The organism is Apilactobacillus sp. (assembly GCF_025290035.1).
Lineage (GTDB): Bacteria > Bacillota > Bacilli > Lactobacillales > Lactobacillaceae > Apilactobacillus.
In genome coordinates this window covers 1-13,610 of record NZ_JAMBKT010000022.1, presented here as the reverse complement: position 1 = coordinate 13,610, position 13,610 = coordinate 1, and the positions used below count along the sequence as shown (strand labels likewise).

Genomic DNA, 13,610 nt, shown 5'->3' with positions numbered 1-13,610 from the left:
AGCTCGTAAAGCTGGTCAATTCTCAAAACGTTAAGATACACTTATCTTTATGTTTCAAAGAACTTCCCTTGTGGAAGTTCTTTTTTTATTCATGAATTGGACTTATGATTTAAAATAGTGTTTAATAGTTAATTGTTATTTAGTTTATAAAGAAAAAGGAGATGATGACGATTAGAAATAAAGTATATCGAATGAATATCCTGTCCATTTTTATCGCAATCATCATTGTACAAACAAGTATTCCAGGATTGGGGAATATTCCAGTGGGACCACTTAACGTGACCATTATTCCAATTACAATTGCATTGTCTGCTGTTATGTTAGGAACTAAGTCTGGTGCACTAGTAGGTGGAATTTGGGGATTAATTACGTTTTTAAGAGCGTTTTGGTGGCCTACCAGTCCGATTGCCATCTATGTATTTACAAACCCACTAGTATCCATTTTTCCAAGAATATTAGTAGGGTTGGTTGCTGGATTAATCTTTAATCATTTTTATGACCCTGAAAAGAGAAGTAGATTATTACTAGCTGCGACTGGTTTCTTCAGTTCACTAGTCAATACAATTGTATTATTAACTTTAATCTATCTATTCTATAGAGGTCATGCCTTTGCGCTATACCACATAGATGTGAAAGAATTATTACCATATCTAATTTTTGTGGCAGCCACTAATGGATTAATTGAAGCTGCGCTATCAGCTTCATTAGTGCCAATTATTGGATCTTCATTATTAAAATTAAAGAAAAAAGCGTCAACGATTAAATAATCGTTAACGCTTTTTTTATTAGTCTTCAGATTCTTCAGTGTCTTCGGTGTCTTTTTCTTTGCCTTTTGAGTTATGAGGACCTTCTTTAACCATGGTAATGTTTTTATTGTTAATAACAATCTTACCGTGGTACTTATCCTCTAATGCAGGATCAGTTGTTTGGAAACTAATCATGTATGAGTTATTGTATCCTTTTTCAATAATTCCTTGGAACTTTTTCTTTTCTAGCATAAATGAAACTTGATCACCAACATCAAAAGGTGATTTGTCATTGCTAGTTAATTTGTCTTTTACCAAAAGCATACATCTCCAATCTTATATCTTAAAATTACAGAAAAATAAGTTATTTGTCAAACAAACATGTTTAATATTAAAATTTAATTTTATTTTTCAGAGGAGATAGTTTAGAATATTACATAATATAAGGAGCGATATTGTGAGTAAAAGAAGATACCGACGTCGTCGAAGAAAAAATAGGTCTAATTTTGGATGCCTCATGTTCATTCTAATAATCGCTGTCTTGCTATTTGCCGGTGGACTAAAGGTATTCAATTATATTTACACTTATGATTCATATTCACAACGGAATGTGGTGAAAAAGCAACGAGAATTCATCAATGCTTTATTACCCGCAGCTAACGATGTGCAAAGACGATATAACATTTTAGTTAGTATAAGTTTAGCTCAAGCAATCCTTGAATCCAATTGGGGGACTAGTCAACTTTCCAGCCAATATAATAATCTATATGGGGTGAAAGCAACTGGCAATGTGCCATCGGTTAATCTATCTACTCAAGAGTTTGTAAATGGTGAATTTATCACGATTACAGGTCGCTTTAGAGTTTATGATAGTTGGTCAGAATCAGTGGAAAGCCATGCATTATTATTGGTCAATGGAACCGATTGGAACCATAATCAATATAAAGATGTCTTAGATTCTGATAACTACGTAGCGGCCGCTAAAGGCCTCCAAGCTGATGGCTATGCTACCGATCCAACTTATACAAGTAAAATCATTGAAATTATCAAGAAATATAAATTATATCAATATGACAAGCAAACTAATACAACTGGAGGAAGTTCAAATGAAACTACTGGAAGATAAAATTAGAGAAGTTGGTCGCGTATTACCTGGGGATGTATTAAAAGTTGATACTTTCCTAAATCATCAAGTAGATCCAAAGTTAATGGCAGAAATGGGTAAGGAATTCGCAAAACTTTTTGCCAACGATAACATCACTAGAATTGTGACTGTTGAATCTTCTGGAATTGCGCCAGCTGTAATGGCGGGTCTATACATGGATGTCCCAGTCGTATTTGCTAGAAAACATAAAAGTCTAACCCTTACAGATGACGTATATACTAGTGAAGTGTTCTCATACACTAAGCAAACTAGTAACAAAATTAGTATCGATAAAAGATTTATCAAAGAAAATGACAAATTATTAATCATCGATGACTTTTTAGCTAATGGTCAAGCCGTCCAAGGTTTACTAGATATTGCTAAACAAGCTAATGTAGATGTGAATGGAATTGGAATTGTAATCGAAAAGACTTACCAAAAGGGTCATGATTTAATCGCTGAAACTGGAATTCACTTAGAATCACTAGCAGAAATTAAGTCATTAGAAGACGGTAAAGTTACTTTCGTAAATGATTAATAAAATCGGCAATTATTGCCGATTTTTTTATTTGGACGTAAATGAAAATACGGCCAGCTATGATATAATTAAACTATATATAAATTGAGAGGATTGTGTTTTTTGTGCCAGTAAATGATTTAGTTTCAGGAATGAATGATAAACAAAAAGAAGCAGTATTATGTACCGAAGGTCCTCTATTAATAATGGCCGGTGCTGGTAGTGGGAAAACCAGAGTGTTAACTCACCGCATTGCTTATTTAATCGAAGAAAAACAAGTACTACCATGGAACATTTTAGCGATTACATTTACCAACAAAGCTGCACGTGAAATGAATGAACGTGTCGGTAAATTACTAGAATTTGGTGGTAATGATGTTTGGATTTCAACATTCCATTCACTATGTGTCAGAATTTTAAGAAGACATATCGACAAGATTGGTTTTAACAAAGCGTTTACCATTGCCGGTAGTAGTGAACAAAGAACTTTAGTAAAAAGAATTTTAAAAGATTTTGATATCGACCCTAAGAAAAATGATCCTAGATCAATTTTATCTGCAATCTCAAATGCGAAAAATGATTTGAAAGATCCAATTTCATACAGTGAATCAATTGATCACAACAGTCCATTTGAAGAAATTGTAGCCAAAGTTTATGCAGAATACCAAGACCGTCTACACGGGAACCAAGCATTAGACTTTGATGATTTGATTATGTTAACAATTCAATTGTTTGAACAATCAAAAGAAACTTTGGAATACTACCAAAACAAATTTAAATATATTCACGTTGATGAATACCAAGATACTAACGAAGCACAATACAAACTAGTTACCATGTTAGCGGAAAAATACCGCAACATCTGTGTAGTTGGTGATTCTGATCAAAGTATTTATGGTTGGCGTGGTGCCAACATGAATAACATTTTGAACTTCCAAGATGATTATCCAGACTCACACACTACTTTATTGGAACAAAATTACCGTTCTACTAAAAACATTTTAAGTGCCGCTAACGACGTGATTGAAAATAATATTGCTAGAAAAGCCAAGAAACTTTGGACCGAAAATAAGGAAGGAGACAAAATTTCTTATTACCGAGGTCAAAGTGAAATTGATGAAGCTAGATATGTAGTTGGTCAAATCCAAGAGCAAATCAAAGAACATCAATACTCATACGGTGATTTTGCAATTCTATACAGAACTAACGCACAATCTCGTATCATTGAAGAAACGCTTCTAAAATCAAATATTCCATACACAATTGTCGGAGGACACAAGTTCTACGATCGTAAGGAAATTCAAGATATCTTAGCTTACCTAACATTGGTTGCAAACCCAAGTGATTCATTAAGTTTAGAAAGAATCATCAATGAACCTAAACGTGGAATTGGTGCTTCAAGTGTTGAAAAACTTCGTGAATTCGCGCAAGAAAACGGCTGGTCAATGTTAGAAGCAGCTCAAAATATCGACATTAACAACACACTATCCAGTCGTGCTAGAAATGCGATTGCTGATTTTGGTCATGTCATGGCTAAGATTCAAAAAGTAGCTGTTGATGGTGAAGTAACTGATATCGCCCAACACGTTTTAGATGATACTGGCTACTTAGCTGAATTAAAGAAGACTGAATCTTTAGAAAACAAAGCTAGAATTGAAAATATCGAAGAATTTATTTCTGTTACTCAACAATTCGATACTAACCGTGCCCAAGAAGATAATGATGATGATAACGAACCATTAACAGATTTCCTTGCTGACTTAGCATTAGTTTCTGCTCAAGATGATGTGGAAGAAAATTCACCACAAGTAACATTAATGACATTACATGCTGCCAAAGGGCTAGAATTCCCAGTAGTCTTCTTAATGGGAATGGAAGAAGGAATCTTCCCATTAGGTCGCGCATCTGATAATGAAAAGGAATTAGAAGAAGAACGTCGTTTAGCATACGTGGGAATTACCCGTGCACAAGAAAAACTATTTATTACTAATGCATTTTCAAGAATGCTTTATGGACGTCGTCAAACTAATCCAGAATCTCGTTTCATTGATGAAATTTCAACTGAATTAATTGCACCAGCAAATGACTTCTCTCAAGCTAACGCATTGAAGACACCATTTGATAACAACCGTACACAAAGAAATCGTCAATTCGCCACTCAAAAGGCATACCATCCAACAACTAGCAGTGTTGCTAAGCCACAAGGAACTGGTGCTGACAAGAAAGAATGGACAATTGGTGATAAGGTTGAACACAAAGCGTGGGGAACTGGTACAGTTGTCAAAGTTAATGGTGCTGGTGAAGACATGGAATTAGATATTGCATTCCCAGATAAAGGATTGAAGAGATTATTAGCTGCATTTGCACCAATCAAAAAAGTTTAATCGAGGTGAGTTAATTGGCCGAACAAAACACAGATATTCAAACTGAATATAATCAGTTAAAAGATCAAATTAAGCAGTGGAGTATCGAATATTATCAAAACGATAAACCAAGCGTTGAAGATAATGTTTATGATCAAAACTACCGCCGATTACAAGAAATTGAGGAAGCTCATCCAGAACTTATCGCAGAAGATTCACCAACCCAAAACGTTGGGGGACAAATCTTATCTGGTTTTAATAAAGTAAACCATGATATTCCAATGTTATCGCTAGGGGATGTCTTCTCTGAAGAAGAATTAAGTGATTTTATCAATCGCTTAAATAATAATTATCCACAAATTAAGCAATACAATTGTGAATTAAAAATTGATGGTTTAGCAATTTCTCTTCGTTATGAAGATGGATTCTTAGTACAAGGTTCAACCCGTGGAAATGGGACAATCGGTGAAGATATCACCACTAATTTAAAGACGATTGAATCAATTCCACAAAAACTAACTCGTCCAGTCACAATCGAAGTTAGAGGTGAATGCTACATGCCGAAAGCTTCATTTGTAAAACTAAACGATCAACGTGAAAAAAACGGAGAATCAGTTTTTGCTAATCCTAGAAACGCCGCAGCTGGAAGTCTAAGACAATTAGATTCTAAGGTGACAGCGGAAAGAAAACTAAGTACATTTATGTACAACGTTGCTGATTACAATGATTTAGAAGCCACTACCCAAGATGGTTTGCTGGAAGAATTAAAAGACCTTGGTTTTACAATCAATCCGACTTATCGAGTAATCGAAAACATGGATGACGTTAACGACTACATTCAATATTACACACAACGTCGTGATGAATTGAGTTATGGAATTGATGGAATTGTAATCAAGGAAAATGATTTAGCACTTCAAGAAGAAATCGGAACAACTGTGAAGGTGCCAAAATGGGCAATCGCATATAAGTTCCCACCTGAAGAAGTTGAAACTAAGCTAATCGACATCGAATGGACAGTCGGTAGAACCGGTGTGGTAACTCCGACCGCCGTTATGAATGAAGTGCAACTAGCTGGGACTAAGGTGTCTAAAGCCTCACTTCATAATCCTGACTACTTAAACGAAAAGGGTGTCAGAATTGGTGATACTGTTAAACTGCACAAAGCAGGGGATATCATTCCAGAGATTTCTGAATACATTCCGAGCAAACGTCCAAGCGACAGTGAGGAATATGTGATTCCAACTACCTGTCCATCTTGTGGTGATAAGTTAGTTCATTTAGATGAAGAAGTGGCATTAAGATGTATCAATCCCAAATGTCCTGCTCAGCTAAGTGAACAAATTAATCACTTTGCATCCAGAAATGCGATGAATATCGATGGACTAGGCCCTCGCATTGTCCAACAATTATTCGATAGAGACATGTTAGACGATGCGGCTAGTTTATATAAACTAACGCAAGCGGAACTAGAAACCTTAGATAAGTTCGGGACTAAATCAGCTACCAACTTATTATCTGCGATTGATAATAGTCGTAGTAATTCAGTCGAAAGACTGTTGTTTGGTCTAGGAATCAGACACGTTGGTGCTAAAGCAGCCCGCATTATCGCAGAACACTTTGGTGATTTAGATCATCTAATCGAGGCTAGTTCTGAAGATATTGCAGCGATTGATGGCATTGGTCAAACGATAGCTGATAGTATTGTGACTTACTTTAACAATCCTGAAGCCAAAGCGTTAATCGAAGAATTCAAAGTGGTTGGCGTTAATATGCAATATCTTGGAGCAAGGTTAGATAACGTTGACTTATCCGATTCACCGGTTAATGATAAGACTGTCGTTTTAACTGGTAAGTTATCAGTTTGGACACGTCCAAAGGCCACTGAATGGTTAGAAAATCATGGTGCTAAAGTTACCGGTAGCGTTTCTAAGAAGACAGATGTTTTAATTGCTGGAGAAGATGCTGGAAGTAAGTTAGAAAAGGCACAAAATCTAGGAATTGAAATATGGACAGAAGAAGAATTTAGTTCAGTTGTTAATGAAACTGAATAATTTGTGGAGGCAAGCAAATTGAAAAAATTAAGCGTTTTATTTATCGCATTTTTCAGTGCAATTATCTTAGTTGCCTGTGGAAATGATGATAGTAGTAGCAGTTCATCTGGAACTCAAGTTATTTCTCAAACCAGTAGTAACTACTACCAAGGGGTTATTAAAAATGGTCATTACTTAACCAGTAAATCACGTGGGGTTTCAGTTCAACAAAATGATAATCAACTTAACCTAAAAGGTTTTGAAAATGGTTTATTGGGTATTTCAAAGGATCAATTTCCAACTGATACTTACATCCTACAAGAAGGCCAATACATCGACACCAACACTGCTGAAAATTGGTTAGACCGTAAGAGTAAGAGTAATCCAGAAGGTTTAAACCCATCTGGTAAAGATACTGAAGTTCCTTTATATCTGCAACAAATGGATGAACAAGACTTTATGGAACAAAGCCATGGTGATCTTAAGATTAAAGGGATGACTATTGGTTTAGGAATCAACTCCGTATACTACTACCGTAAAGAAGCATACGGTGCTGTTTACCAAAAGACTTTGGATGACAAAGAAATTGTTAAACAAGGTAAAACAATCGCTAATAAGGTATTACAACGTCTAAGACAGAAGAAAGACTTAAAGAATATTCCAATCGTAATTGCATTATACAAACAAGCTTCTAATGATAGTCTAGTTGGGGGTAATTTCTTTGCATACTCAGTTAATAAGGCTGGTTCAACCAGTGTTGATAATTGGAAATCACTAGATATTAAAAACTACGTCCTACCAGATGAAACTAGTAGCGAAGTCAATACTAATGATGAAGATGCTTTTGAAAACTTCAAAAACCAAGTGCAAAAATTCTTCCCTAACTTAAGTGGAGTTACTGCTCAAGCACACTATGTTAATGGTAGCCTACGAGGTATGCATATCAACATCACTACTCAATTCTACGGCCAAAGTGAAATTATAAGTTTTACTCAATATGTGCAAACAACTGCCAAAAAATATTTACCAAATAGTATTCCAATCGATGTACAAATTAGTTCATCTGAAGGAATTCAAAGCTTCTTAGCTCGTAAGACTGGTGGGGATAATTTCTATTCACACGTTTTTACCAGCTATTAATATTAATGTGTTAAAATATTGTTAATAGTAAAGAAAATAAAAATAGAGAAAGAGGGAACAACGATGTCTGAAAAAATTAGTAAAGAAACAGTAAGTCACGTTGCTTCATTAGCAAAGCTAGAATTAACTGATGAACAACTTCCTTACTTTACTGACCAATTAGGTAGTATCATGGGAATTTTTGATTCCTTTAATGATGTTGATACTAGCAATGTCGAACCAACATTTAGTGTTACTGATCAAATTAACGTTATGAGAGAAGATGTTGCTGATAATTGGGGACAAAGAGATGCTTTATTGGATAATGCTCCTGACGTTTCCGACGGTTTAATTAGAACACCTACAATCATTGATGAAAGCGGGGAATAGTTAAGATGGACTTTTTAGGAAAAGATATTTACAGCATTCATGAAAGTCTAGTTAACGGTGAATTTACCGCAGAAGAACTAACAAGACAAGTGATTGAAAATGCTAAAGCAAATGATAAAGATATCAATGCATTCGTTGTATTCGACGAAGAAAATGCAATCAAACAAGCTCAAGAAATTGATAAAGCTGGTATCGACCCAGATAACGTCTTATCTGGAATTCCAGTAGCAATGAAGGATAACATGTTAACTAAGGGTGTATTAACATCTGCAGGTTCAAAGATGTTATCAAACTTCAAACCAATTATTGACGGTACTGCAGTTGAAAAGATGAAAGCTGCCGGAACTATCAACATTGGTAAGACTAACATGGATGAATTCGCAATGGGGAGTTCTACTGTAACTTCATTTTATGGTAAAACCAAGAACCCTTGGAATTTAGACAAGGTTCCTGGTGGATCATCTGGTGGAGCTGCAGCTGCAGTTGCTGCCGGTGACGTACTAGTAGCGCTAGGATCAGATACTGGCGGTTCAATTAGACAACCAGCTTCATTTAACGGGGTTGTAGGGATGAAACCTACATATGGTCGTGTATCTAGATGGGGACTAATCGCCTTTGCATCTAGTTTTGACCAAATCGGTCCATTGACTAGAACTGTTAAAGATAACGCGGTTGCATTAAACGCAATCTCTGGAAAAGATGAACATGATTTAACTAGTTCAGACAAAGAAGTTCCTGACTTCACTGCTAACATCGATAAAGGTGTTAAAGGCATGAAGATTGCTTTACCAAAAGAATACTTTGGTGATGGTGTTGACCAAGATGTTAAAGATGCCATTATGAAAGCAGCTGACAAATACCGTGAAATGGGTGCTACTGTTGAAGAAGTATCTCTTCCAAACAGTAAGTACGGGGTAGCTGCATACTACATCATCGCACCTTCAGAAGCTTCATCTAACTTACAACGTTTTGACGGAATTCGTTACGGATACCGTTCAGAATCAGCTAAGAACTTGGAAGAATTATACGTTAAGAGTCGTTCAGAAGGATTTGGTGACGAAGTAAAACGTCGTATTATGATTGGTACTTACGCACTATCTGCTGGATTCTTTGATGCATACTTCAAGAAAGCAGCTGAAATTCGTACTTTAATTATTAACGACTTTAAGAAGGTCTTTAAGGATTACGATGTAATTCTTACACCAACTGCTCCAACCACTGCGTTCGGATTAGATGATGAAAAAGATCCTGTTACTATGTACATGAATGACGTGTTAACTATTCCAGTTAACATGGCTGGACTACCAGGAATGTCAGTTCCTGCTGGTTTCTCAAATGGACTTCCTATTGGGATGCAATTAATTGGTAAACCATTTGATGAAGCAACACTTTACCAAGCTGCATACGCATTCGAACAAAACACTGATTTTCATAAAGAAGATCCAAAGATGGGGGGAGCCAAATAATGAACTTTGAAACTACAATCGGACTTGAAGTCCATGTTGAATTAAAGACAAATTCTAAAATTTTCAGTCCATCTCCCGTACAATACGGGGTTGACCCTAACTTAAACACCAACGTTATCGATTGGGGTTATCCTGGGGTTTTACCAACTACCAATAAAGGGGTTGTAAAATCAGGAATTATGGCTGCTTTAGCACTACATGCTGAAGTTGAAAAACACCCTCATTTTGATCGTAAGAACTACTTCTATCCTGATAACCCTAAAGCTTACCAAATCACTCAAAAAGATACTCCAGACGCTCATGACGGTTGGATTGAAATTGAAGTGGATGGTAAGAAGAAGAAAATCGGAATCGAAGAAATGCATATTGAAGAAGATGCCGGTAAGAACTCTCACGGAACTAAATTCTCATACGTGGATTTAAACCGTCAAGGAACTCCACTAATTGAAATTGTTTCTAAGCCAGATATCGCTTCACCTGATGAAGCATACGCATACTTAGAAGCACTTCGTGAACGTATCTTATTTACTGGCATTTCTGATGTGAAGATGGAAGAAGGTTCTATGCGTGTCGACGTTAACGTTTCAATTCGCCCTTATGGTCAAAAAGAATTCGGAACTAAAGTCGAATTAAAGAACTTGAACTCATTTAACTTTGTTCGTAAAGGTTTAGCTTACGAAGAAAAACGTCAACAACGTGTAATTATGTCTGGTGGAGAAATCCAACAAGAAACTAGACGTTACGACGAAACTACTGGTAAGACTGTCCTAATGCGTGTTAAAGAAGGGGCAGATGATTACAGATACTTCCCAGAACCAGATCTTCCATCATTGGAAATCTCAGATGACTGGATTAATGAAATTAACGAATCAATGCCAGAAATGCCAGCTAGCCGTCGCGCTCGTTACGTTAAAGATTTTGGTTTAACTGAATACGATGCAATGGTGCTAACTCAAACTAAGGAAATGGCTGACTTCTTCGATCAAATGAACGAATTAGGTGCAGATCCTAAGATGGCATCAAACTACTTACAAGTTAACGTTAATGCTTATCTAAATGATGAACAAAAAGACTTGTCAGAAACTGAAATTACACCTGAAAACTTAGCTAACATGATTAAGTTAATCGAAGATGGAACTATTTCATCTAAGATGGCTAAGAAAGTCTTCAAGGGAATTACTGAAGGTAAAGAACCTAAGAAATTCGTTGAAGAAAATGGAATGGTGCAATTATCAGACCCTGCTCAATTACAACCAATCATTGATGACATTTTAGCTAACAACCAACAATCAGTAGAAGACTTCCATAACGGTAAGGATCGTGCTGTTGGTTTCTTAGTTGGTCAAATCATGAAAGCAACTCGTGGTAAAGCGAACCCACAAGTTGTTAATGAATTATTGATGGAATCCATTAATAAATAATTTCTAGGAGATTCATGAAATGCAAAAAAGAGCGCGCGTAATATACAATCCAACATCTGGACGCGAAGCATTAAAACAGAAACTGGTTGATATACTCGACGTTTTCGAACAAGCTGGTTATGAAACTAGTGCATATGCAACTACTCCTAAACCTAACTCAGCTAGAGATGAAGCAAGACGCGCTTCTCTAGATGGATTTGATTTAATCGTGGCTGCTGGAGGGGACGGTACCATTAACGAAATTGTTAATGGGATTGCTCCACTAGAAAAACGCCCAAAGTTGGCAATTATTCCTGCAGGGACTACTAATGACTTTGCAAGAGCATTGCATATTCCACGAGAAGACCCAATTGCAGCGGCTAAAGTTGTTTTAAAAGGTCAAACTTTCAAAATGGACATTGGTCAAGCTGACGATAAATACTTCATGAACATCGCAGGTGGTGGTTTACTAACCGAATTAACCTATGATGTTCCATCAGATTTGAAAACCATTTTTGGTTATCTTGCATACTTAGTCCGTGGGGCTGAGTTACTACCAAGAATTAAGCCAATCGATATGGACTTGGAATTTGATGACGGAGAATTCAAAGGGAAAGCATCGATGTTCTTGTTAGCAATGACTAATTCAATCGGTGGATTGGAGCAAATCGTTCCAGACGCTAAATTGGATGATGGTAAATTTACCATGATTATTGTTAAAACTAGTAATATTGTCGAAATCGTGCAATTATTAGCGAAGGTCATTAGTGGTGGAAGACACATTAACGATCCAAGAATTATTTATAAAAAGACCAGTAAGTTGGTTGCTAATCCTGTCGGTGACAAGATGCAAATTAACTTAGATGGTGAATATGGTGGCGACGCACCAATGACATTTATTGACTTGAAGCAACATATTGAAATTTTTGCTAATGTTGATGAAATGCCTAAGAAGTCAATCAGTAGGGATGCTGAAAAGGCTGAAAAAGAATTCGTCGATAAAGTTGATAAATTATCATAATAGAATTTAAAACAGAAAAGTTTTGTTGTATGATTATTTTAGAAGATTACAACAAAACTTTTTTGTTTAATAAAAGGGGAAAACATGAAATTTAAAGCACCAGTAAGTAAGAACGAAGAATACGAAGTAGACATTATTGATCTAACTTATCAAGGCCTTGGAGTTGCCAAGATTCAAGATTATCCTTTGTTTATCGAAGATACACTTCCAGGCGAAAAGGCATTAATCAAAGTGATTAAAGTGAACCAAAACTTTGGTTTTGCTAAGTTAGAAAAATTAATTGAAAAATCAGCAGACCGTGTTGAAAACATCGATAAGAACTACACTCGTACTGGGATTGCACCATTACAACATTTAAAATATGATGCTCAATTAGAATTCAAACAACACCAAATCCAAGAATTGTTTGATAAAGCGAAGATGGATGTGGAAGTATTACCTACTATTGGGATGGATAACCCTACTCATTACCGTAATAAAGCCCAAATTCCAGTTCGTTTAGTTAACGGTAAACTAGAAACTGGTTTCTACCGCAAACATTCACACGATTTAGTACCAATCGAAGATTTCTACATTCAAGACCCTGAAATCGATAAGGCGATTGTAGTTGTGAGAGATATTCTTCGTAAGTACCATGTTGAACCTTATGACGAAATAAATCATAAGGGTGTAATTAGAAACATCATGGTTCGAAGAGGTCACTACACTAAAGAAATGATGATTGGTTTAATTACCAGAACTAAGAAGTTACCAATGGTTGAAATGATCGTTAAGGAAATTAAAGAAGCACTTCCTGAAGTTAAGAGCATTATGCAAAATATTAACCTTTCAGATGGTAACGGATTATTAGGTAAGAGTACTGTTTGTTTAGATGGTAAGAAGTACATTGAAGATAAGTTACTTGGATTGAAGTTCGCCATTTCATTGAACTCTTTCTACCAAGTTAACCCAGAACAAACTGAAAAATTATACTCACTAGCCATCGATAAAGCTGAACTAGATGGTAGTGAAACTGTAATCGATGCATATTGTGGAATCGGTACAATTTCATTAGCAGTCGCAGAACATGCTAAAAAGGTCTACGGTGTTGAAATCGTGAAAGAAGCGATTGAAGATGCCAAAGTGAATGCCCAAAAGAACCACATCAATAACACTAGATTTGTTACGGGTAGTGCTGAAGAACAAATGGAAAAATGGCAAGCACAAGGGCTACAACCAGATGTTATTATGGTTGACCCACCACGTAAGGGACTTGCTTCATCATTCATTGATAGTGCAGTTCAAGTGGCACCTAAGAAGATTGTTTACGTTTCATGTAATCCATCAACCTTAGTCCGTGATGCACGTCGTTTAGCAGAATACGGTTATGAAATTACTCAACCAGTTCAACCGGTTGATCAATTCCCACAAA

Annotated in this window: 12 protein-coding genes; 11 read left to right on the top strand and 1 reads right to left on the bottom strand. The window is 36.1% G+C overall.

Translation table 11 applies throughout. The features are described 5' to 3' along the window. Positions 1–164 precede the first annotated feature (164 nt). Positions 165–767, top strand: a complete 603-nt coding sequence (locus tag M3005_RS05190) for an ECF transporter S component (RefSeq protein WP_293794321.1) — start codon at positions 165–167, stop codon at positions 765–767. Positions 768–785: 18 nt separating this feature from the next. On the opposite strand, the gene M3005_RS05185 is transcribed toward M3005_RS05190, so the two are convergent. Then, positions 786–1,064 carry a DUF2187 domain-containing protein gene (locus M3005_RS05185; protein ID WP_293794319.1) on the bottom strand — a complete coding sequence of 93 codons (279 nt, stop codon included), beginning with the start codon at positions 1,062–1,064 and terminating at the stop codon, positions 786–788. Between the two features lie 199 nt (positions 1,065–1,263). Between M3005_RS05185 and M3005_RS05180 the strand changes: the two genes are divergently transcribed. From M3005_RS05180 to rlmD, 10 genes are all read left to right on the top strand, one after another. Beyond that, on the top strand, positions 1,264–1,872 hold the full coding sequence (locus M3005_RS05180; protein WP_148562093.1) for a glycoside hydrolase family 73 protein: 609 nt from the start codon (positions 1,264–1,266) through the stop codon (positions 1,870–1,872). After that, positions 1,853–2,428, top strand: coding sequence for a xanthine phosphoribosyltransferase (locus M3005_RS05175; RefSeq protein WP_293794317.1), 576 nt, complete (start codon positions 1,853–1,855; stop codon positions 2,426–2,428). Before M3005_RS05180 ends, M3005_RS05175 begins: the two co-directional genes overlap by 20 nt. Before the next feature lie 104 nt (positions 2,429–2,532). Next, a complete protein-coding gene (gene pcrA, locus M3005_RS05170; RefSeq protein ID WP_293794316.1) occupies positions 2,533–4,791 on the top strand; it encodes a DNA helicase PcrA in 2,259 nt (752 codons plus the stop codon). Between the two features lie 14 nt (positions 4,792–4,805). After that, positions 4,806–6,824, top strand: coding sequence for an NAD-dependent DNA ligase LigA (ligA, locus tag M3005_RS05165; protein WP_293794315.1), 2,019 nt, complete (start codon positions 4,806–4,808; stop codon positions 6,822–6,824). Between the two features lie 18 nt (positions 6,825–6,842). After that, a complete protein-coding gene (locus M3005_RS05160; RefSeq protein WP_293794314.1) occupies positions 6,843–7,943 on the top strand; it encodes a CamS family sex pheromone protein in 1,101 nt (366 codons plus the stop codon). 63 nt (positions 7,944–8,006) lie between these two features. Then, entirely contained in the window at positions 8,007–8,312 is a 306-nt protein-coding gene (gene gatC, locus M3005_RS05155; protein ID WP_053950302.1) for an Asp-tRNA(Asn)/Glu-tRNA(Gln) amidotransferase subunit GatC, read from the top strand. Between the two features lie 5 nt (positions 8,313–8,317). Further along, a complete protein-coding gene (gene gatA, locus M3005_RS05150; protein WP_293794311.1) occupies positions 8,318–9,778 on the top strand; it encodes an Asp-tRNA(Asn)/Glu-tRNA(Gln) amidotransferase subunit GatA in 1,461 nt (486 codons plus the stop codon). Further along, on the top strand, positions 9,778–11,199 hold the full coding sequence (gene gatB / locus M3005_RS05145) for an Asp-tRNA(Asn)/Glu-tRNA(Gln) amidotransferase subunit GatB (RefSeq protein WP_293794309.1): 1,422 nt from the start codon (positions 9,778–9,780) through the stop codon (positions 11,197–11,199). The genes gatA and gatB overlap by 1 nt, the downstream gene beginning before the upstream one ends. A gap of 19 nt (positions 11,200–11,218) precedes the next feature. After that, positions 11,219–12,199: a diacylglycerol kinase gene (locus M3005_RS05140; RefSeq protein WP_293794307.1), complete on the top strand. Its 981-nt coding sequence runs from the start codon at positions 11,219–11,221 to the stop codon at positions 12,197–12,199. A gap of 84 nt (positions 12,200–12,283) precedes the next feature. Continuing rightward, positions 12,284–13,610, top strand: a 1,327-nt coding sequence (gene rlmD / locus M3005_RS05135) for a 23S rRNA (uracil(1939)-C(5))-methyltransferase RlmD (RefSeq protein ID WP_293794306.1), incomplete at its 3' end; no start/stop codon positions are given.